Here is a 22,631-nt window from a genome sequence, read left to right on the forward strand (position 1 = left end):
ATTATTCCTCCGTATCAATCCAGTAGCGTCTCGCTGCACAGAGTTCTTTTTCGTAAATTGTTCCTTCAAGAGAAATGATTTCAATATTCTTTCCCGTATTCGGTGAATGGAGAAGCTTGCCGTTTCCATAATAAATCCCTACATGATGGATTCTGCCTTTTCCTTCTTCATAGGCGAAGAAAAGCAAGTCTCCTGGCAGTATGTCTGTAAGGAGTACGTTTTCGCCCGCAGCGGCTTGTTCATGGGCATCCCGCGGAATAATGTAACCATTAGCCAGGCACATATTATAGCTAAAGCCAGAGCAGTCATAGCCATAGCTGCTCATTCCGCCCCAAAGATATGGCAGTCCGAGGAACTGCTCGCCAGCAGCCACAATTGCGGCCCCATTTTTCTTAGGAATATCCTTTGCTACAGGTATTACTGTTACATCCTCTGCTCGTAAGATCCCGATACCTGTTGGAGTCTTAACGCGGATTCGATCGACTATATCCTCCACAATTGGCAATATCGTCTGGTAGCTTAATTCCATCAGCTTTTCGTTCTTTTCGGAAAATAGCAGGGCTTTCTTAGCTGTTATCACTGCTTTTGGCCCTTGCTTGATATACCAATCTGATTGTTGAATCAATTGATCCTTTGGTATCCACCCTGGGTACCCTCGACCATCTTTTCCGGATGGCTGGTCTGGGAGAATAACATGTGCCCAATCATTTATTTCATCAATGATCAAGACCTCCTGGCCGAACAACACCTGTGATTGAACCAGATTATCATCGCACAATTGGAGTCTCGGCTCATATGTAAGCTTTTCAAGCCATTTTGCTATATTCGGGGTTCCTGAAATAGCATCCGTGTCGATTTCCCTCGCTGAATCATGTGAAGTCCACAAAGTCGCCACGGGCACATTGACTAGCCAAATGTTATTGCTTTCCATTTGAATTTCCTCCTTCTGAAAGAAGCTTTTCTATTCCAAGACCTGGCTGGTCGGGAAGTTTTATTTTCCTGCCATTATACTGTATACCGCCCGAGATCGCTTCATTTGCCAGCATTAATGGCGCGTCAAAATCAAACCGAGTGATGTTTTTCTTGCTTGCTGCGAAGTGGGCAGCGGCGGTAATCCCCAGCCTTGTTTCAATCATGCTGCCTACCATGCATTTAATACCGGCGATTTCAGCCATTTGGTTAATCATTTGTGCCTGATAAATGCCGCCTGACTTCATTAATTTAATATTGATGAGGTCTGCACCTCTCCTTCTGATCACCTCAAATGCCTGTTTAGGTGAAAATACACTTTCGTCAGCCATGATTAAGGTATCTACTGAATCAGTTACCTGCTTTAAACCATCCAGATCTTCTGCTTTAACTGGCTGTTCAACCAGTTCAATATCAAATCCAAGGTCCTCCATTTTTCGGATTGCCCTGACTGCATCCTTCGGTTTCCACCCCTGGTTCGCATCAAGCCGAATTTTAATATCACAGCCAACCCTGTGCCGGATTTCCTGAATCCTGGCAATGTCCGTTTCGATTTCACCGATTCCTACCTTCACCTTAAGTACGTTGAATCCATTGCTTACATAGTGAACAGCATCTTCGCCCATTTCTTCAGGGCTGTTGACACTGACGGTAAAATCAGTTTCAATTTCGTTTCTGTAGCCTCCAAGGAATTGATAAAGCGGTAAACCGCAGTTTTGCGAGATACAGTCATATAATGCCATATCAACTGCTGCCTTTGCGCTGGTATTGTTAATAAGGATGGTTTTTAAGCCCTGGAAAACAGCTTCATAGTTCAATAGGTTCTTTTTTATTAAAAATGGCTTGATTACGTCATTGATTGCACCCTCGACACTTACGAGGCTGTCCCCGGTAATAACCAAAGTAGGCGGTGCCTCTCCCCAGCCCGTAATCCCGTTATCACAAGTTATTTTCACAATAATGGCTTCTGCAACAGTCACTGTGCGGAGTGCGGTTTTAAAAGGCTTTTTCAAAGGGACAGCATTGCGGAAGGTTTCGATTTGTTCAATAATCATCACTCTATCTCCTTTGGTTCTATTTGATCCCGCTCTCGACAAACAGCGTTTTTTCTTTGGTATTCATTGAAGCATTCGCTCCAAGCGGAACACCAATGTGCGGGCTGCAATGCCCCATATTGAATCCTTTAAGTGCCGGCCTTCCGGCAAGTTTAATGTAGTGTTCTATTACTTCATCCAGAGATAAAGAAAGCTCCCTTTCAGGTACACAGTTATTAAAGTCACCAATAAGGATCCCTGATGACCCCTGAAGCTTCCCTGCCATATATAGCTGATTCAGCATCCGGTCAACAGCCCGCGGCTCTTCATTTATATCTTCTATTAGGAGGATCCTTCCCTCTGTATCAATTTCAAACGGTGTGCCCATGGAACTTGAAAGAAGTGAGAGGTTTCCTCCAACCAATGAGCCTTCGGCGGATCCAGGCACCAGTTCTTCAAGGTGCGAAATCGCAGAACTATAATTCAGGTCTGCTGGTATGAACAATTGCTGGAAAGTTTCCTTGGAAATTTGATCGGCCTCTTCTTTACCTATGTCCGAAGCGAGCATTGGACCGTGAAAGGTTACCATTCCTGTCTGCTGCCTGATTGCAGTGTGTAAGAATGTAATATCGCTGTAGCCCCAGAAGATTTTAGGATTATTTTTAATAGCATCATAGTCTATCGCTGAGGCAATTCGCGCTGTGCCATAACCCCCGCCAGCACAGATAATCCCTTTGATTTCCTTATCAAGGAACATTTCCTGTAAGTCACCTAATCTCTCTTCATCATTCCCGGCAAGATAGCCATATTCTGTATACAGCGATTTCCCTAATTTATAATTTAGCCCTAAATCCTCGACGAATTTTAAGCCGCGTTTCAGATTTTCTTTATTAGGAGGACTAGCTGGCGCTATGACAGCCACAGTGTCGCCTTTTCTCAGGCGCTCAGGTTTGATTGGCATGAAATCAACCCCCTTTAGTTTTTGGGTATCATTCTTTTCAAGACTATTCGATCAAAAGGACCCGGTTTGCCCCAAATTCAGTTCACGACCTTTGCGGCAAAATAAAAATTCATATGTTATAAGATATTTTTAAAGAGTATGTACTAGTAAAAAAGAGGTGTTCCAAGATGAACACCTCTTTCTTAGAAGCATAAGAAAGTATAAAAATTCAACTTAGAGAAATGTCCAGCTCCAGCGCCTAGCCCCTCGAGACGTTTCGGGGCTGAACAAGGCGCTTCTGGTTTTCAATGAATCATTACTTCTTATCTGCCCACTTAAGTTCAAGGTATCCAACTGGATGGCGGACAACATCTGTTACTGCTTCATTTTGCAGATATACCTGGTTATAGAAGTGAACTGTGAAGATTGGTGCTTCTTCAAACAGGATCTTCTCTGCCTGATACATTAACTCATAACGTTTTGCTTCGTCAGATTCATTCTTTGCTTGCTGAATCAGCTCATCATATTTCGGATTCCCCCAGCCGGTACGGTTCATAGAATGACCTGTCTGGAAGTTTTCCAGGAAGTTGATTGGATCAGCATAGTCAGCCAGGAATGAGCTGCGGGAAAGCTGGTGCTTCAGTGCTTTTTGTTCTTCCGCGAATACATTCCATTCCATGTTCGCAAGCTTGACCTCTACGCCAAGGTTTTCTTTGAACATTTGCTGCAGAGCTTCAGCGATTTTCTTGTGGACATCGCTTGTGCTGTAAGTCAAGGTTACTTCTGGGAGTTCAGTGTAACCCTCTTCTTCCATTCCTTTTTCAAGTAAAGCTTTCGCTTCTTCTACATCCGTTTTATTGAAATCTCCATTCACTTCACGGAAATCCTTGCCTGATGGATCCTGGAATCCAGGAGAAACAAATCCATAAGCAGCTTTTTCCTTATTCTTTGTGACAAAGTCAACGATCTTTTGCTGGTCAACAGCAAGAGCGAACGCTTTACGGATATTTACATTCTGGAATGGTTCCTTTGTTACATTGAAGCGGTAGAAGTAATCTCCTGCCTGGTCTTCAACCTGTACCTTTCCTTCTTTGAATAACTTATCACTTAATTCAGCAGGTACATCGGAAACATCCAGATCCCCAGCCTGATACATTTGATACTCAGTGTTTGTGTCGTCTACGATTGCCCATTCAACACGATCTAATTTAACGTTTTCAGCATCCCAATACTCATCATTCTTTTCCATGACGAATTTTGTGTCATGCTCCCAGCTAGCAAGGTTAAACGGACCATTGCCTACGAAAGAGTCGGCTTCGGAAAACCATTCAGGCTTTTCTGTAGCGACCTTTTCATTGATTGGGAAAAACGCCGGATTGGCAATGACACTTAAGAAATATGCCTGCGGACTTGTTAAAGTTACTTCAAACGTCTTGTCGTCAACTGCTTTTACTTTTACATTGTCAGCAGAACCCTCTCCGCTGTTGAATTCCTCTCCGCCTTCAATGAAATAGCCGAGGAAAGCCGCGGCTGATCCCGTTGCAGGATCCAATAGACGCTTCCAGGCAAATTCGAAATCCTTTGCTGTTACATCATCACCATTGGACCATTTTGCATCTTCACGGATGTGGAATGTATATGTCTTGCCATCTTCAGAAACATCCCACTTTTCTGCAGTTGCTGCTTCTGGCTGGTGGTCTTTACCCAGACGTGTAAGACCTTCCATCAGGTTGTTCAAAGCGTTCCATGAAGCTGAGTCGAAACCGATTGGCGGGTCAAAGGACGTTGGTTCCTGGCCGTTGTTCAGGTAAAGGACCTTTTCTTCGCCTTTTTCACCATTGTCTTTTCCGTCTGTTTCTTTACCTGTGTTTTCATTTGCGGTACATGCAGCCATCGTGAATACAAGCATTGCTGCCATGAGCATGGTTAAAAACTTCTTCACTCTGTTTCCCCCTTATGTTGATCTAAAATTATATCAAAAAGGCATTAGCCTGATTGAACATTACCTGCTTGCAATCAATTTTTGCGCTCGCTCATCCTGCAGCCAACAGTCAACTCCGTGGCTGGTGGATAGCTTTGTTTCTGCAGGATAGACTTTGTCACAAACCTGCATGGCAAATGGACAGCGGGCTGTAAACGGACAGCCGACTGGCGGGGAGAATAAATCAGGCGGTGTACCACCGATCGGGATCAACTCCGCCCCGTCTTCATCCAGACGCGGAACAGAGTTCAATAACCCTTTCGTATATGGATGCTGAGGATTGTAAAAAATCTCTCTCCTTGTTCCTGTTTCGACAATTTTGCCAGCATACATGACGGCGATTCGATCAGCGACTTGGGCAACCACTCCCAGGTCATGGGTGATCAGGATAATCGATACGCCTGTTTTTTTTTGAATATCGCGGAATAATTCTAAAATTTGAGCCTGGATTGTCACATCTAGCGCTGTTGTCGGCTCGTCCGCAATCAGCACCTCCGGCTGGCAGACCAGCGCCATGGCGATGACAATCCTCTGCCTCATCCCGCCGCTAAATTGATGAGGGTATTGTTTCAGGCGAACTTGAGGGCTTGGGATTCCAACCAGGTCCAGCATCTGTACCGCTACTTCCTTTGCCTGCTCCTTTGACAGCTTCATATGCTGGAGAATCCCCTCTGTCAGCTGATCACCGATTGTCAAGGTTGGGTTCAATGCTGTCATTGGATCCTGGAAAATCATTGATATATCTGATCCGCGAATTTTCCGCATTTCGGAATCTCTCAGTTTCGTCAGATCCTTCCCTTTAAAAAGGATGGATCCGCCATCAAACTTGCCCGGCGGTTCCGGAATCAGTCTCATGATACTTTGGGAAGTCACGCTTTTACCGCAGCCGGACTCCCCTACAATCGCTAAAGTTTCCCCTTTATGTAAATCAAAAGTAACCCCACGGACAGCTTTTACTTCACCGCCGTATGTTTTGAATGAAACATGAAGGTCTTTTACTTCCAGTACCTTTTCCATGGTGCTTACCTCCTTAGCTTCGGGTCAAGTGCGTCCTGAAGCCCATCACCTAAAACGTTAAACGAAAACATTGTCAAAGAAATGAAGAATGCCGGGAAGAACAGCCTCCACCAGTCACCGGATAAAATAACAGGCAAAGCGTCACTTGCCATCGATCCCCAACTCGCTAACGGTGCCTGGATGCCTAAACCCAGGAAGCTGAGGAAAGCCTCAGCAAAGATAGCAGATGGAACGGAAAGTGTTATTTGTACAATGATCGGCCCCATCGTATTAGGCAGCAGATTTTTGCGGATGATTCTTGCTGTTTTCGTTCCGAAAGTTTTCGATGCTAATACGTATTCGTAGTTCTTGATCTGCAGTACCTGGCCGCGAACAATCCGTGCCATGCCGATCCATCCAGTAATGGTCAGTGCAAAAATGATTGTGGCAAGGCTTGGCCCCATAACGACGCTTATTAAAATAACAACAAGCAAATATGGAAGACCATAAAGAACTTCAATGATCCTCATCATGAAATGATCTGTTCTTCCGCCCTTATAGCCAGCAATCCCGCCATAGATGACCCCGATAAGAAAGTCGATCAATGCTGCAGCAATTCCAACAAACAATGATATGCGAGCGCCATACCATGTCCGGGTGAATACATCGCGCCCGAGCTCGTCGGTTCCAAACCAGTGCTCACTTGATGGCGGAAGATTCTGATTGACCAAATCTTGATGGTCAACTGTGTGAGGCGAGATGATAGGCCCGAAGATAGCCATAAAGGTCAAAACAGATAAGAAGAATAACCCCATCATTGCCAGTTTGTTTTTCAGGAGTCGTCTCCATGCATCCTGCCAATAAGACAGGCTGGGCCTGACAACGGCTTCTGCTTCCGAGTCATTTTTATCAATAGGAACAAACCAGTCGTCAGGAATGGGCGAGCCTGCTGGCGGTTCCTGATGTTTACGCAGAGCCATCATTTTCCCTCCTTTTTATGAAGCTTGATCCTTGGGTCAAGTATTCCGTAAGCGAGGTCTACCAGGAAAAGCATGACGATCAATACTGTACTGTAAAAAATCGTTGTTCCCATTATGACTGGATAATCACGTTGGTTGATGCTTTCGACAAAATACTTGCCCATGCCTGGAATTGCGAAAATCTTTTCAATGACGAAAGTTCCTGTAAGTATGCTCGCTGCCAATGACCCAAGAATTGTGACAACCGGCAGCAATGCATTTTTCAAAGCATGTTTGAACACGATTTTTACAGGTGACAGCCCTTTTGCCTTTGCTGTTCGTATGTAGTCTTGTGTCAGAACCTCAAGCATGCTCGACCTCGTCAAGCGGGCGATAATTGCCATTGGCCCGGTTGCAAGAGCCAGAGTTGGCAGAATCATATGCTTTGGACTGGTCCAGGTGGCAACCGGCAGGATCTCCCAGGTAACGGCGAGCTGCTGGATCAGCAGGGTGGCCATTACGAAGTTTGGTACTGAAATACCGACTACTGCAACAGTCATCGCAAGGTAATCGATCAAGCCATTATGGCGAAGTGCTGCAATGATTCCCAGCAGGATGCCAGAAAATATAGCAACAATCAGAGTGATCATCCCAAGCTCGAATGAAACAGGGAATCCTCTTCCAAGCATTTCGTTTACTGTCTGTGAAGACTTTTTGATAGAAGGTCCGAAATCGAATGTCGCGACCGATTTTAAGTAAATGAAATATTGAACGTATAAAGGCTCATCCAAATGATAAAAGCTTTCAAGATTTTTTTGGACCGCTTCGCTCGTCGCCCGCTCCTCATTGAAAGGTGACCCAGGAATGGAATGCATCAAGAAGAAGGTCAGAGTGATGATGACCAGCAGGGTGACTGCCATAGAGCCCAGTCGTTTGAGTATGTAATGAAGCATTAATCCACATCCTTATCATGTCTTTGTGTAAGTTCTTGAGGTGGAGGGAATCACCCTATGAAAATGTCGTCCTCATTGCAAGTTCAGTCATCACAAGCATAGCTTGATAGGCTTCGAGAATGTCCTTAGCCTGGTACCTTACAATCGTTGACCCTTCTTCAATTTCTGTACCCGGCATCAAGTTTGCCCATTCTGCTTGTCCATAGTTGGCAAATTCAATTCTTAAAACAGGGTTATCAGGAGGAGTAAGCGGTTTCATTTTATCCAGATTCTTAATAGCCCTCTCTGTCTTTTCGGCAAGAAGTTCACCAGCTTTTACTGGAGTCAGGGACTTTGCAGCAGACCGCGATATTGACTGTTTAACTACGGCAGTTGTAATGTTAGGGATCAATGCCTCAGCTTCACGGGCAGCACCATCATCCCCTGCTACCATGATGACAGGTACTCCAAAATGGCCTGCTACATAAGCATTGAATCCAAGCTCACCTATTTGCACATCATTTATCCACATATGGCGGACACCAAAAATCATCGAATGCGACATTACGCCACTCATTGAGGCTCTTGCATGGTAGCCGACAAAAACGGCTCCTTCAAAGCTGCCATCAAGACCCTGGACCATAGAGTAAGGCTTCACATCGCCGGTAATCAATTGTGTTTCCGGATGAAGATCCTCTATTAAAAGGTTGTTCATCTTGGAGTGACTATCATTGACGATGACTTCCTTACAGCCAGTTTCAAATGCTTTAGCAATCACAAAGTTTGCTTCCTGGGTCATGATTTTTCGGCCTCGTTCGTAATTGTGTTTTGAAGAATCCACATGGGTATGGTCAACTAGACCAGTAATCCCCTCCATGTCCACTGATATGTACAGTTTCATTTTTTCACCCAACTTTCTATGAATAATTATCTTAAAATTATAAATAATAAAACTACCAATCGCAACCTTTTTTTCCTATTAATTTCTGTAATTTCAAGGAAATAGGAGATTTGTCATTAGTTTCTCAACGCCAATAATACTATTCTATTAATAATATTTTTAGCCTGATTTTTTATAAATGCGCGTAAGAAATGAATTTCCTTAACCTTTCCCGTACCTAGGGTAGTTTTAATAACAGTTTTTTTAAGATAATGGTTTTTGGGCAAAAAAAAAAAGCGCAACATCTGCGCTTCTATTCCCTGAGTTTATGTTGCTCCAACAATTCAATAAAATGGGTCAGCACCCTGGCTGTAAGTCCCCAAATCACCTTGCCGTTTGCGTGGTAGAAGTATTCATCCATTGTTCTTGTCTGCCAATTGTAATTCTCGCCGCCGATGATCAGATCGAAAGGAAAGCCGTCTTCTGGTTCCACTTGGAAATTGATTTTATAACTGTCGGGCTGGTTCTTTTTAAAAAATGACAGAGGAACTGTAAATACCTCGCCCACTTCTGCTTCATTAGGAATAATCGAATTCAGATTACTAATTCTTCCAACAAAGGGGTAAATGATTGTGCCGAATGCTGATACCATGTAATCCAAAGGAAAAACATCGATAATCTCTCCTTCAGGTATGCCAAGTTCTTCCGAGGTTTCCCTGACCGCTGCTTTTTGAGGATTTTCTCCCTTTTCTATCTTTCCGCCTGGGAAGCAAACCTCGCCAGGCTGTCTCCTCATCGTAAGGGATCGCACCTCAAATAAAATATGGACTTCATCTTCGACTTCCACTAATGGTAGCAATACTGCGAACTTGATAAATTGTTCATGGCCCAAAATTGAAGGTGTACGCCCCAATAAAGTTTTTGAAATCTGATTTATATTCATTATTGGACATCCACTCTCCCTGTAAAAGTATGTATTGTCATTGTATTATGAAAGACCGATGAAAATAAAGGAAATGGCTCTTATGAATAATCGGGATTTGAATGAAACTCATCGATATTTAAGATTGGATGCGGATTTGAATGACAGAACACCATAAGGATGGATCTAAGAGCTCCTGGTTCCGGACAACATGGCATAAAAAAGCATGATTGGTGGCTTTATTTATAAACATAGTATCAATACAATCGATTGGTGACCTTATTTCCCATATATTCCCACAACACAGCAACAATAAGCCGGATTGGCTGCCTAAAAACCTACTTATTTCCAAAATCACGCACCAATAAACCCAATTGGTTAACTAAAATCCCACATATTCCCATAATGCAGCACCAATAAGCCGGATTGGCGATCTAAAAAACCACTTATTTCCAAAATCACGCACCAATAAACCCGATTGGTTAACTAAAATCCCACATATTCCCACAATACAGTGCCAATAAGCCGGATTGGCGATCTAAAAAACCACTTATTTCCAAAATCACGCACCAATAAACCCAATTGGTTAACTAAAATCCCATATATTCCCACAATACAGCAACAATAAGCCGGATTGGCGGCCTAAAAACCCACTTATTTCCAAATTCAAGCACCAATAAACCCGATTGGTTAACTAAAATCCCACATATTCCCACAATGCAGTACCAATAAGCCGGATTAGTGATCTAAACCCCTATATATTTTAAAAAGGGGCACCAAAAAGCCCGATTGATATATGCATGCAAAGTAAAAAGCAGCGACGATTTGCCGCTGCCCTTAAATCTCATATCAACCGGAAGCCCGTCCTTTGATCGCTTTATATGCAATCAAGATAATTCCGATTACCAGGAGGATATGAATGATTCCGCCGGCTATTTCAAAAATCAGTCCGAGCAGCCAGAGCACCAGCAATATTCCTGCAATTGTCCATAACATTAGCAACATCTCCTTTCCTATTGGTCTCTTGATTAAAGTTTACCCTTTTGTTAATTCTATTAAACAAGGTTCCCCTCACCTTCCAGATGTTCAAATATTTGATAACTTCATGGTCATTGTGTAACACTTATACTATCCTTTTAAAGTCAGGAGAAATTGCCATGGGACAATACAAGATTTTATTTTTGGATATAGACGGAACGATCTTAAGACCCGATGATACGATAGAGGACTCTACGAAGACAGCCATCAATGAAATGAAGAGACAAAATATTGAGGTGGTTTTAGCTACAGGACGCCCCCTCCATGAGATATCCGATCTTGCAAAGGAACTTCAGATTACTTCTTTTATAGGATATAACGGCGCATTGGGCATTTATGAAGGCGATACGATTTTTGCCGAACCCATGCAGCCTGAGGATGTCAAATACATATTGGATGTGGCATCAGCAAATGGCCATGAAGTTGTATGTTATACGCATGAAAAAAATTACTTGACCAATCTGGAAAGCGAACCGGTACAAGCTTTTCTCAAGCAATTCCATTTGCGCCAGAATGCCGTATTTACTGAGGATGCGGTGGAACAAATTCTCGGCATGACAATCATCAGTGCTGGAAAAAAAGGGGATTCACTATACGAATTCAAGAATGGCATCCATTTGTCTCAGGTGAACGTCGAAGGTATGCAGCATTGCTACGATGTCATTCGTGATCATGTTAATAAAGGAATTGGTGTCGAATTCCTTATAAATAAACTGGGAATTAAACGGGAAGAGTCGATTGCCTTTGGAGACGGAATGAATGATAGGGAAATGCTGAAAAGCGCAGGTGAAGGATTTGCGATGGGCAATGCCCACCCTGACCTGTTTCAATATGCAAAGCATAAGACAACTACTGTCACAAATTCCGGGATTTACAATGGTTTAAAATCTCTTGGATTATTATGAAATTAGCCCGTGAAAAAAATGGAACCTCTGACAGAGAGGTTCCATTTTTATTTACCTGCTGCCCGTTTTTTTGCGCTTGCCTTTGAAAATTGATCCTCAGGCTGTGCAGCAGACTTTTTTAGGCTGTCTTTATAACTCATCCAGTAAATCAATGCTACGAAGACACCACCTCCAACTGCATTCCCTAAATAAACGGGTACAAAATTGGCAAAGTATGCCCCCCAGGTATAATATCCAGCAAAAATAGCTGCCGGGATGACGAACATATTTGCGACTACGTGCTGGAAACCGATTGCAACAAAGCCCATGATTGGGAACCAGATGGCCAAAACCTTCCCCGTCATGTCAGATGCCCCATATGAGAGCCACACCGCTAAACCAACAAGCCAGTTACAACCTATTCCTGAGAAAAAAGCCGCCCAGAAACTAGCATCCAGTTTTGCACCTGCTACTGAGACTGTTTTTTCTAGATAAGGACCCGTTTCGGTCAAGCCGACAATATGTCCAAAAAAATAGGCTACAAAAAGCGCACCTACAAAGTTACTAAGAGTAATCCAGAACCAATTTTTCAATAGCATCTTTACTGTTACTTTCTTTGCAAGACTGGCCATTGAAATAGCAGTCATATTCCCCGTCAGCAGCTCTCCTCCAGCAAGAAGGATCAGAATCAGCCCAAGAGGAAATACCGCGGCACCCAGGAATGTTCCAAAAGTACCCCACTCGTGCGGGAGATTCGCAATTACCCTGATGTCCAAAAGATACCCTATAGCAATAAAAGCTCCTCCCAAGAATCCCAGTGCCAGCATGTTTTTTACGGGCATAGCAGCCTTGTATGTGCCAGAATCAATGGTCACTTGAGCAATTTCCTGGGGTTTACGAAATGCCAATTCAAATTCCTCCTGTTCTTATGTGCATTATTTCATTCGGTTATTGAACATTTCTTTAATGGCTTAATTCCCCTTTGTCCAGCAAAAAAACAGCGTTTTATTTATTTTTTGACATTTTTCCAAAAGAAACATATCATATTGATATATCAAATTGATATATATATATATATATGTATATATAAACCAAAAGGAGAAATGAACATGTCAATCGAACATTCGATCCTTGCAGTGATTAGCTTCCGTCCCAGCACTGGCTATGACATTAAAGCTGAATTCGAGCATAAGGCAGCAGGTCTTTACTGGGGTATGAGTTACGGCAGTCTCTATCCAAAACTTAAGAAGCTTGAAGAACAGGGGTATATCATCACTATTGAATCAGAAGCAGAAGGCCGCAAGAAAAAGCTCTATGAACTGACTGGCAAAGGCTGGACAGAATTGGATAGCTGGCTTGCCAGAAAGCCTGAACCTCCTTCGATAAAGGATGAGTTATTCATTAAAATGGCTGCCTGGCATAATGAAATGGATTTAAATATCCTGGCAGGCCATTTAAAAACAAGAGCGGTCGAGTCAAAGGAAGTCTTAGGCTATATCAAGGACTGGAAACAAAATAATACATCATATATAAACAGTGTCGGGATGTTGGCAATAAGATACGCTGAGCTGAAACTGGAGGCTGAGCTTCAATGGATAAGAGAATCACTTGCCTCCCTGGAGAATGATGGACTTCCTGTGGGTCAAGATCCGAAGAAACTTGGAGAGAAACAAATGGAACGGAGAAAAGCAGCACTAAAAGCAGACCATTAGGGGGGACAGTATGGAGACTGGCATTTTTAAACCGTTGAAAAACAAGGCTTATCGTTCTCTTTTTGGCGCACAGGTATTTTCCGATTTGGGAAACTGGCTCGACTTTATTGCAATACAGGTTATAGTGGCCTACCATTGGGGTCTTGGCGAAGGAGCAATCGCTTCCGTCATAATCGTCATGGGAATACCATGGGTGATCATCGGTCCGCTTGCCAGTGTGTATGTTGACAGACTTCCGCAAAAGATGCTGATGATAACATGTCTCTGGTTAAGAATTCTATTTGTTGCCGGTTTGTTTTTTGCGCCAAACCTTTATATTTTGCTGTTCTTTGTTTTCCTCAAGGCGACTGTAGCTGCATTGTATGATCCCGCAAGGCAAAGCGCGATCAGGCATACTGTTGCCGATGAGGAACTTCCTGAGGCTGTAACTTTGAGTCAGCTATCAGTCAATACAATGAAAATAATCGGCCCCGCCTTAGGTGGCGGCATCATTGCCCTTTACGGAGTTAAGAGTCCATTTATTTTTGAGGCAGCAGGTTTTTTGATCGCAATTGCGATATTATTCACGCTGCCTAAAATTGAAACAGAAGCGGCTGAACATACGCAAAATAAAAACTCATATATAGAAGATCTTACAGAAGGAATCCGGCATATTTTCTCTGCCAGGATTCTAAAAGCTGCCATCATCCTCTCCTCCATTGCCTTTTTCATAATCTTTTTGTATGACGGTTTATTTATCTTTGTTGCCCAGAATCTAGGATTCAGCGGTGAAGAATTCGGCTTGCTTGTCAGCTCTGTTGGGTTGGGCAGCGTCATTGGCGCACTTTTCCTCGGCCGGTATACTGCCTGGAAAAATAAGCCCATTCAGCTGATGGCCTCGGCTTCTTTGCTGAGTGGTATCTTGATCCTTATGATCGGAATTGGCGTGCTGGGGATATTTGAACTCCCTAAGTTTTTGTGGATGACTGGTGCTTTTGTGCTTGGACTTCTAGCTTCTGCAGAAGGTGTTCCATACGGTTATGTCCTGCAATCGGAAACACCTAAGAACATAATGGGCAGGGTATCTTCAGCAGCTGCATCCCTGCAGACATTCTCCATGCTCGTCGCCCCTGCTGCGGGCGCATTGCTGGCGAAGTGGATCGGTGTTTCAGGCGTGCTGATTGGTGCAGGAATCGCCACCTTTTTTCTCGGGACAATTGCTTTAGCTATCCATTTAAGAAAAAAAGAAAACGTAAAAAGCCTTGAAGCATAGAAAAAACAGCGGCTGACCCAGCAGGAGACATAATAAAAGGGTGTCCCAAAAGCTTAAACCTTTTGGGACACCCTTTTCGCAATCAGTCTTTATTCAGCAATTCTTCCCCTGCTATACCAGGGTTGGTCATTTCATATGGGTTCAGGATCAAATCAAGCTCTTCTTCTGTAAGCACATCATAAGCAAGGCAAAGTTCCCGTACAGACTTTCCTGTCAGGATTGCTTCCCTTGCAATTCTTGATACAGCTTCATAACCAAGGTGCGGATTGACAGCGGTGATAATGCCTACACTTCTTTCCACATCTTTTTCGAGCTTCTCTTTGTTCGCTTCAATCCCTACGAGACAATGGTCAGTAAATACCTTAAAACCATTGTTCATGATGCTGATCGATTGAATCAAGTTGAAAATAAGCACCGGTTCCATGACATTCAACTCAAGCTGACCAGCTTCGGAAGCAAGACAAATCGTATGGTCGTTTCCTATAACCTGGAAAGCAACCTGGTTGATAACCTCAGGCATGACCGGGTTCACCTTACCAGGCATTATAGATGAGCCTGGCTGCCTTGATGGAAGGAAAATCTCGTTAAAGCCCACTCGAGGACCAGAAGCCATCAATCGTAAGTCATTGGATATTTTCGACATATTCATCATACAAACCTTCAAAGCAGCAGACACAGTTGTATAAGCATCTGTGTTTTGCGTCGCATCCACTAAATGGTCAGCGTTCCTTAATGGATATCCGCTGATTTCTGAAAGGTGACGGACAACATTTTTGATATATTTAGGATTGGCATTAAGCCCGGTCCCTACGGCCGTCGCTCCCATATTCACTTCAAACAGGTGGCCGCGGGTATGCTTGATTCTATCAATATCACGCTCGATCACCCTAGTATATGCTTCAAATTCCTGGCCGAGACGGATTGGCACAGCGTCCTGCAAGTGTGTCCTGCCCATTTTAATGACAGCATCAAATTCCCTTGCTTTCTGGGAAAAAACATCGCGCATGATTTGCATCGTATCCAACAGCTTGTCCAGAAGCGACAGAACAGATATGTGCATCGCAGTAGGAAATGCGTCATTCGTTGATTGAGCCATGTTTACATGAGAGTTGGGACTTAATGTGAAATAATCCCCTTTTTTCTCCCCAAGCAATTCCAGCGCTCGGTTGGCAATTACTTCATTCGTGTTCATGTTGATGGAAGTCCCTGCGCCTCCCTGAATGGGATCCACGATAAACTGTTCATGCCATTGCCCCTGGATGATTTCCTCAGCTGCTTTTACAATGACCTCCCCCAGGCCTCCGTAAAGCCTCCCTGTTTCCATATTGGCGAGTGCCGCTGCTTTTTTCACCATAGCCATTGCCTTTATGAGTTCACTGTGGATTCTGTATCCAGTAATCGGGAAGTTTTCCACCGCCCTTAAGGTTTGAATGCCATAATACGCATCCGCTAATACTTCCTTCGTACCCAGAAAATCCTTTTCAATTCGGACTTTAACCTCAGACATTTATCTATCCCTCCAAAAACCGTAAATGTTCGTATTGTTCCTAAAATATGTATTGAGGGCAAGCGTTTTTCGACAAATTTATTTGTTACTTTTAATCCCCCTTAGCCTATAAATTGGCCTACATGACTATTGTAAATCAAAACGAAGAAATCATCACGATAAATGGATAAATTCCTGAATGAATGTTTGCGAACACTGTATGTTTTCAGGTTGTTATGCTGAAACACCACTACTTTTGATAGCTTTTGTCACCATGCAGGAAAACAGGAATGTTCATGCTGAATTGTAATAGGACATCTAATTTTCATAAAACCAAAACAGAAAGGAATGTGCATGATGACTGACACTCAATTCATGAAGGCATATACAATCAAAGAGGTGTCCAAGAAAATTAATGTTCCATCTGGCACCATTAGACAATGGGAAAAGGATCTTGCCGGGCTTCTGGTTGTTCCAAGAACGAAACAAGGCGCAAGATTCTATACGGATATCGAAATAGATCAATTGATGAAAATAAAACAAATGCGCGATAAAAATCTAAGCAAGGATATGATTCGGGAGTTATTACAGAGACATATGGGTACTGATCCGGTTTTCGAACAAGCTCAAAATGAAAACAGCCTCACTGTAAAGACAAATATGCCAGTCGCTCCCCCGGAAGGCAGTCAATATGATTATGCGGCATTTATGATGGCAATGGAACACTATAAGGAATCCTTGCTCGAAGAAGTCAAGGCAGAGATCAGAAATGGAATCCGAAAGGAAGTGTTGGAGGAAGTAAAAAAAGAAATCTCAAGAGGTACTCTTACAACAGTAAAAACACTTTCCGATTCTATCTATAAAACTGGTGAAAAAACCAATGAACATATTATGGTGCTATCTGAAACGGTGGCCAAAAACTCGGAAGAAAGTTTTGAACGTCTCGTAACCATATCATCAGAGCTTACGAATGTTTCAAAGGGCACTTCCGAAATCAGTTCAAATCTTTCAAAGGTTTCAAAAGGCACAGCAGAGATGTTCGGCAAGCTTACAGATCGAGTAACGAAAGCTTCGCAGGGCACGACAGAAAAAATAGCCCAATTATCTGAAAATATCCAGAAAAACTCTAAAGGAACGACGGATACAATTACCAAGCTGACCGAGAGTGTTGCGAAGGTTTCAAAAGGTACTTCCGAGAAAATCAATGCCCTATCGGGAAGTATTTCGAATGTCTCGAAGGGCACTTCCGAACGAATCGCTTCTTTGACTACCAGTTTGACTAGAACATCGAAAGGCACAAATGAAAAAATCAGTAAGCTAGAAAGTACGGTGGATAAGCTATCATCGGGCACAAATAAGGAATTGACACTTTTGGCAAAACGCTTGAACGAGACCACCGAGACGGTTTCCGAGGAATTTAAAATACTTGCAGATTATGTTTCCAATAGTCGTGAGGCAACAAATCAGGAGTTATCGAATTTAAACCAGGTCATAAGTCAGGAACGGGATTATCTTGTCCGTACTCTCCAGTCTGAACGCGAAGAATTACGCAGGGAAATCAGGGAGCGGGACGAAACATTTAAAAATATGGTCGATAGCTTCAGGGAAACTGCAGCTTCTAAGCAATCCAAACGCAATTGGTGGAAGGTCTGGAAGTAGTTTTCATGTTCCTGACATATAACTTGCAAAGATGTAAATAATATTCACACTTAAGCACGCGCTTTTTTCTCCGTAAAAGCATGGAAAACTCTTAGGAGGGACAATTGGAGATGGTCGGATATTTTCGCTGGATGGCAATAGCAACATTGGTCATCTACTTATCAGGGGCGTCATCAGATTTAGTTACTGCGGAAATCTCCTCGGATTACGGGCAAATAAAGGCATTCAATATTTCTCACCGTGGGGCATCAGGCCATGTTCCCGAACATACACTTCTCGCTTATGAACTTGGAAATAGCATGAATGGCGATTACATTGAAATCGACCTTCAAATGACGAAGGATGGAGAATTGATTGCTCTGCATGACGAAACCATTGACCGGACCACGGACAAAAAGGGACTAGTCAAAAACCTTACTCTTAAGGAAATAAAAAAACTTGATGCGGGCTCATGGTTTAATGAAGCGTATCCTGAAAAAAAGAATACCGAGCATATGGGGCTTCAAATCCCTACCCTGCGTGAAGTGCTTGCGAGGTTCGGTGCAAATTCAAAGTTTTTCATCGAAACCAAATCACCTGAAGTCTATCCAGGTATGGAAGAAAAACTAATAGATATACTGAATGAATACAATCTTACCGGTGCTCAGCCATTCGGAAATGTTATTGTTCAATCATTCAGTGCCGAAAGCTTGAGAAAAATACATCAAATGGATGAATCAATACCACTGGTCCAGCTGTTGTCCTACTATGCACCAGCGGTCATTACTGATCGCGAGGTAAATAAAATCAAAGAATACGCGGTTGGAGTCGGTTTGCATTATACTGCAGTCAGCCCAGGGTATATTCAAAAAGTCACAGGATCTGATTTAATGATTTTCCCTTATACAGTCAATGAAAAGAAAGATATGTATATGCTTCTGGATTGGGGAGTTACAGGTATGTTCACTAACTACCCTGACCGGTTGGACCAAGTCATACAAGACAGATCACTCAGGAACTCGTAAACCATTGGATGACTGAGAACAAGCTGCGAAAGGGCAGCTTTGTTTTTGACCGAACTTGTATAGAAAGTATCAAAAGTGTCGAACGGTACCCTTATGCAGGACGGCTCCGCTCCATAAGGGTATCTTTCAACCATAATGGTACCCTTATGCGGGCTGGCTTCGCTCCATAAGGGCATCTTTCAACCATAATAGTACCCTTATGACGGCCGGCTCCGCTCCATAAGGGTATCTTTCAACCATAATGATACCCTTATGCAGGCCGGCTTCGCTCCATAAGGGCATCTTTCAACTATAATAGTACCCTTATGACAGCCGGCTTCGCTCCATAAGGGCATCTTTCAACTATAATAGTACCCTTATGACAGCCGGCTCCGCTCCATAAGGGTATCTTTCAACCATAATGGTACCCTTATGCGGGCTGGCTTCACTACATACGGGTATGGAATTGTCCCTAATTGCACCCTTATATTTAGTAAAATCGCCGCATTTGGTTGCTCTTTTCCCTCTTCAAAGAAGTTGCAAATAGACAGAACCATCCTATCCAGCTTACTAATAATTATACCTGGCAGTTCCTCAATAAAGCCTGTTTTTATATCCTTCTTCCAATCTTCCCCTTATAGCAGCTTCTGAGCCTTCGGGCATTTTAGAGTGTGCTGCCAGTATTTCAGCACCTTTTGGTAAAGTTGATGGGTCTGCCCAGCTTGCAGGATTCCATAAGCCTGACCGCTTCAATGCTTTTCCGCATTGTATATAGCATTCTTCAACTTCAATTACGATTCCGAGCAAAGGTTCCTTTCCGCCGGCTTTCATTCTTTCCAGAAGCTCTGGTTCCCTTGTCAAGCTGGCCTTTCCGTTACTCTTAATGTCTCAAGCATCCCCGGAATTAGAAATAATAGTCCTACCCTCTCATTTGATAAGATATTTTTCAATGAATCCATTCTCTTATTTCCGGGTCTCTCCGGAATCACAATCCGGTTTTTGTCCAGAACATGCACAAAGCCAGGTGCATCTCCCCTCGGAGAAGCGTCAGTGCACCCATTTTCGTCTGAGGTAGATAAGACAAGAAATGGAGAATGGGATATGTAATTGCGGCAATGTTCATCTACCATTGAGATAACCTTCCGTTTGGCCAACTCGCTTGGCTCTCCAAATAATGTTCTTAATTCTTCAAAGCTACTAATCTCGTGACTCATTAAATCATCTCCCCGAGCGGTTTATATTGTTTATTTTAAAAGCAAAAAGGCCTATCTTGCTTTCAAGTGGTAAATATGATGTGCTAGGATGGTATTACCACATTTTGGAGTATCAATTTATTTAGAAGGTGCAGCATTGATAAAGAGCTTACGTAATCATTCATTTATAACAGCATTTTTGATAGCTTTGGTTGGCGGCCTGGTGTTTTCATTCCTATCCATTCCAGTCCCCTGGCTCCTCGGGCCAATGTCGGCAATTTTGATCGCTAATCGCTTTAAAGGAATTACATTATATTGGCCTCGCGCATTAAGAGATACAGCATTAATTCTGATCGGATACTCTATCGGCCTTTCGTTTACACGCTCATCTGTTGAGAATATGGCCGAAAACCTTCCGGCAATGCTGTTCATGACAGTGATTCTCGTGGCGTCTGCTGCTTTGATTTCCAAAGTAATTTCACTAGTATCTGGAGTAGACTATCCAACGGTATTAACCGGGAGCATTCCGGGCGGATTGTCACAAATGATCGTTTTTGCAGAAGAGATGAAGGGAATCGACATTACAACGGTTACCTTTCTTCAGGTCTCCAGATTATTGATGATTGTTTTCGTCGTACCTTTTATCATATTCGGTCCAGTTTTCAATATTAGTCTTACGAACACAGAAGTGTCCGGTTCAGCCCAATTCGATTTTGAACCACTAATGCCTGTTGTATTTTTGATCGTGAGCATCCTTGGAGTGTTGATCGGTAAAAAATTCCGCCTGCCTACTCCATTTTTACTTGGACCTATATTAGGCACAGGTTTTTTGACTTATGCCGGCTTCACCGGCCCAACACTGCCATCCTCCGTCATGGATTCATCACAGCTAATGATAGGCGGATATATTGGCATGCTTTTAAAGCCTGAGAAATTAGAGAGGAAATTATTAACGATCTCTCTTGCATTGTTTAGTGGGTTCCTCCTTGTCATGGAATCCCTGTTGTTAAGTTTCTTTTTATCAGACGCTTTAAATATCAATATCGTTACAAGTTTTCTTAGTTTGGCTCCGGGTGGAATGGATCAGATGGGAATCATTGCACATGAGGTCAATGCTGATTTATCTATTGTTTCGGGATTTCAGCTATTCAGGCTGTTCTTCATCTATTTTGCAGTACCTCCGATATTAAGATGGTATTTTAAACGAAATATAAACTGAAACGAGGATTCTCTTTGAGATTCACGGGTATATTAACTAACATCTGAAAAAATGCTTAGTTGGAGGAATGAAATTGAATCTATCTTTTAACCATTTGCTAAATAAAGCAAAAACAACATTCAATCACGCATTTGGCCACGCCAAGGAAACCCTATATTCCATTACGGGTACATCTTCCGCATCTGTCCAGCAAATAGCTGATTACGTCAGGAACCATCCTGATGCAAAAGTTGTAAGGAAAGAATATATAGGGGTTTCAATATCATTTTACGAACTCATCCAGGGTGACATGAGATACTATCTAGAGCTAAAAAACGAAAAAATTTTACAGCTTGATGTGCATTCACATAATCACACTGTTATCGCTTACCGTTCATATCGGGATAGTTCATCGGTAAATACGCCGGTCAAATTTCCTGATTTGCAAAATGCAAAATAATATCCGCCTCTGGGCGAAATGTTTACCTATCCTGAACAGATAGATAAAACTAACTGTGTATAAATCGCATAAAATAAGAGGATGTCCCCGTGCCATTAAGGGACATCCTCTTATTTTGAAGTCAATCCGGACAGCTGGTCCCGATCGTCAGCCATTGGAGGTTCCTCCAGCCAAGAATTTTGGATCATGATATTTGCCCCATCCTCCGCATACAGGGCTATCTCAGGAATCAGCGAAGCATATTTCATCCCTATATCCTTCCGAGGACTTGCAGCCATGGCGGCTCCATAGTTCCCAATCCCTGCGGCAATCATAGCTGTAATATGAAATAAGATAAGCTTATCTGAAAAAACCTGAGTTGTACTGTCTGTCACAGCAGTATCCCAAGACATTGGCGCTGGAATATCATTGTTCTTGAGGATGTCACTAAACAAGTCGACATGTTTTTGAGAAATTTTCTTCCCTCTCTGCAAATATGCCTTGACCCCTTTGTCCTGCGCCACTTGTAAAAATCCCATGATTAACGCTTTTCCTATTTGGTTTGTTTGTATATTCATAAATAAATGAGTGATTTCAACTGAGGTGAGTGCACGTCTCCTGCTTTTGATTCCGGATAGGAATTTTTGTTTCTCTACAAAGTCAACCTTATCAGGCACAGAAATAAAAGGTGGCCTGATATAAGTCCCTTGTTCCAGCATTAACTCTCTTGTCAAATCTTGCAGCCCGACCGCAGATTTCAAAACGCTTTTATGCAGGGAAATCACGTCTGGGCGAGTCCCAAGGCCAATTGCTGCACTATTTGCCGCCATTCCGAGTATCGTCATATGCCTCAAATACATCATTACAAATGTATCGGAGAAAAGCCGCGGTGCACGTACATTAACATCTTTCTCAGTAAAACCCAAAGGGTACGGAAATTCTTCTCGATCAAAAATCTCTTTCATAAGAGAGATGTTTTTTTGTGATGCACCGATAGCAATCTCAACGATTTCTTTAACCTTTTTGTCGTCTACGCTGTTCATAAAATAGCTTAATACACAAACTGAGACTTTATCGTTTAGATATTGCGTCCACAAACTGGACATTTCTGCCGAAGTCAGCCGGATTTTTGTCTTGTCCTCCATCTATACACCTCAATATACTGATGATATAT

20 protein-coding genes and 1 pseudogene are annotated in these 22,631 nt (G+C 42.8%); 7 read left to right on the forward strand and 14 right to left on the reverse strand.

The features are described from left to right. Window position 1: 1 nt before the first annotated feature. From J7E35_RS09370 to J7E35_RS09415, 10 genes are all read right to left on the reverse strand, one after another. Window positions 2-931 (reverse strand): C40 family peptidase, encoded by a 930-nt coding sequence (locus J7E35_RS09370; protein WP_214779130.1) that lies wholly within the window; start codon window positions 929-931, stop codon window positions 2-4. Next, entirely contained in the window at window positions 918-2,024 is a 1,107-nt protein-coding gene (locus J7E35_RS09375; RefSeq protein WP_214779132.1) for a dipeptide epimerase, read from the reverse strand. The genes J7E35_RS09370 and J7E35_RS09375 overlap by 14 nt, the downstream gene beginning before the upstream one ends. Window positions 2,025-2,043: 19 nt before the next feature. Further along, the gene (locus J7E35_RS09380; RefSeq protein WP_214779134.1) at window positions 2,044-2,964 is read right to left on the reverse strand and encodes a S66 peptidase family protein; all 921 of its coding nucleotides are present in this window, start codon (window positions 2,962-2,964) and stop codon (window positions 2,044-2,046) included. Window positions 2,965-3,259: 295 nt separating this feature from the next. Further along, window positions 3,260-4,867, reverse strand: a complete 1,608-nt coding sequence (locus J7E35_RS09385) for a peptide ABC transporter substrate-binding protein (protein WP_214779358.1) — start codon at window positions 4,865-4,867, stop codon at window positions 3,260-3,262. Between the two features lie 78 nt (window positions 4,868-4,945). Next, window positions 4,946-5,941 (reverse strand): ABC transporter ATP-binding protein, encoded by a 996-nt coding sequence (locus J7E35_RS09390; protein ID WP_214779136.1) that lies wholly within the window; start codon window positions 5,939-5,941, stop codon window positions 4,946-4,948. Window positions 5,942-5,946: 5 nt separating this feature from the next. Then, window positions 5,947-6,900, reverse strand: a complete 954-nt coding sequence (locus J7E35_RS09395) for an ABC transporter permease (protein ID WP_483297221.1) — start codon at window positions 6,898-6,900, stop codon at window positions 5,947-5,949. Then, complete coding sequence (locus J7E35_RS09400; RefSeq protein WP_214779139.1) at window positions 6,900-7,832, reverse strand: ABC transporter permease; 933 nt, start codon at window positions 7,830-7,832, stop codon at window positions 6,900-6,902. The genes J7E35_RS09395 and J7E35_RS09400 overlap by 1 nt, the downstream gene beginning before the upstream one ends. 55 nt (window positions 7,833-7,887) lie before the next feature. Beyond that, entirely contained in the window at window positions 7,888-8,712 is an 825-nt protein-coding gene (locus J7E35_RS09405) for a M55 family metallopeptidase (RefSeq protein ID WP_214779141.1), read from the reverse strand. Between the two features lie 292 nt (window positions 8,713-9,004). Beyond that, window positions 9,005-9,634, reverse strand: a complete 630-nt coding sequence (locus J7E35_RS09410; protein ID WP_214779142.1) for an NUDIX hydrolase — start codon at window positions 9,632-9,634, stop codon at window positions 9,005-9,007. A gap of 828 nt (window positions 9,635-10,462) precedes the next feature. Further along, on the reverse strand, window positions 10,463-10,609 hold the full coding sequence (locus J7E35_RS09415; RefSeq protein ID WP_167830891.1) for a lmo0937 family membrane protein: 147 nt from the start codon (window positions 10,607-10,609) through the stop codon (window positions 10,463-10,465). Window positions 10,610-10,770: 161 nt separating this feature from the next. Between J7E35_RS09415 and J7E35_RS09420 the strand changes: the two genes are divergently transcribed. Continuing rightward, window positions 10,771-11,556 (forward strand): HAD family hydrolase, encoded by a 786-nt coding sequence (locus J7E35_RS09420; protein ID WP_214779144.1) that lies wholly within the window; start codon window positions 10,771-10,773, stop codon window positions 11,554-11,556. Between the two features lie 47 nt (window positions 11,557-11,603). On the opposite strand, the gene J7E35_RS09425 is transcribed toward J7E35_RS09420, so the two are convergent. Beyond that, window positions 11,604-12,443 carry a formate/nitrite transporter family protein gene (locus J7E35_RS09425; protein WP_214779146.1) on the reverse strand — a complete coding sequence of 280 codons (840 nt, stop codon included), beginning with the start codon at window positions 12,441-12,443 and terminating at the stop codon, window positions 11,604-11,606. Between the two features lie 201 nt (window positions 12,444-12,644). On the opposite strand from J7E35_RS09425, the gene J7E35_RS09430 reads away from it, so the two are divergent. Continuing rightward, window positions 12,645-13,247, forward strand: coding sequence for a PadR family transcriptional regulator (locus J7E35_RS09430; protein WP_214779148.1), 603 nt, complete (start codon window positions 12,645-12,647; stop codon window positions 13,245-13,247). Window positions 13,248-13,257: 10 nt separating this feature from the next. After that, window positions 13,258-14,499: an MFS transporter gene (locus J7E35_RS09435; RefSeq protein WP_214779150.1), complete on the forward strand. Its 1,242-nt coding sequence runs from the start codon at window positions 13,258-13,260 to the stop codon at window positions 14,497-14,499. Window positions 14,500-14,581: 82 nt separating this feature from the next. On the opposite strand, the gene aspA is transcribed toward J7E35_RS09435, so the two are convergent. Next, complete coding sequence (gene aspA, locus J7E35_RS09440) at window positions 14,582-16,006, reverse strand: aspartate ammonia-lyase (RefSeq protein ID WP_214779152.1); 1,425 nt, start codon at window positions 16,004-16,006, stop codon at window positions 14,582-14,584. A gap of 336 nt (window positions 16,007-16,342) precedes the next feature. On the opposite strand from aspA, the gene J7E35_RS09445 reads away from it, so the two are divergent. Both J7E35_RS09445 and J7E35_RS09450 read left to right on the forward strand, forming a co-directional pair. After that, complete coding sequence (locus tag J7E35_RS09445) at window positions 16,343-17,644, forward strand: MerR family transcriptional regulator (protein WP_251040856.1); 1,302 nt, start codon at window positions 16,343-16,345, stop codon at window positions 17,642-17,644. A gap of 110 nt (window positions 17,645-17,754) precedes the next feature. Then, the gene (locus J7E35_RS09450; protein ID WP_214779156.1) at window positions 17,755-18,648 is read left to right on the forward strand and encodes a glycerophosphodiester phosphodiesterase; all 894 of its coding nucleotides are present in this window, start codon (window positions 17,755-17,757) and stop codon (window positions 18,646-18,648) included. 573 nt (window positions 18,649-19,221) lie between these two features. Here the strand turns inward: J7E35_RS09450 and J7E35_RS23850 are convergent. After that, window positions 19,222-19,841 (reverse strand): annotated as a pseudogene (locus tag J7E35_RS23850) (pyridoxamine 5'-phosphate oxidase family protein). Window positions 19,842-19,977: 136 nt separating this feature from the next. Between J7E35_RS23850 and J7E35_RS09460 the strand changes: the two are divergent. After that, on the forward strand, window positions 19,978-21,039 hold the full coding sequence (locus J7E35_RS09460) for an AbrB family transcriptional regulator (protein WP_251040857.1): 1,062 nt from the start codon (window positions 19,978-19,980) through the stop codon (window positions 21,037-21,039). A 73-nt stretch (window positions 21,040-21,112) separates the two neighbouring features. Then, window positions 21,113-21,478: a hypothetical protein gene (locus J7E35_RS09465; protein WP_214779159.1), complete on the forward strand. Its 366-nt coding sequence runs from the start codon at window positions 21,113-21,115 to the stop codon at window positions 21,476-21,478. Between the two features lie 110 nt (window positions 21,479-21,588). Here J7E35_RS09465 and J7E35_RS09470 read toward each other — a convergent pair whose 3' ends face one another. Next, on the reverse strand, window positions 21,589-22,602 hold the full coding sequence (locus J7E35_RS09470) for a DUF3231 family protein (RefSeq protein ID WP_214779161.1): 1,014 nt from the start codon (window positions 22,600-22,602) through the stop codon (window positions 21,589-21,591). Window positions 22,603-22,631: the final 29 nt, after the last annotated feature.

Origin of the sequence: Bacillus sp. ISL-45 (genome assembly GCF_018613195.1) — a bacterium.
Taxonomy (GTDB): Bacteria; Bacillota; Bacilli; order Bacillales; family Cytobacillaceae; genus Mesobacillus.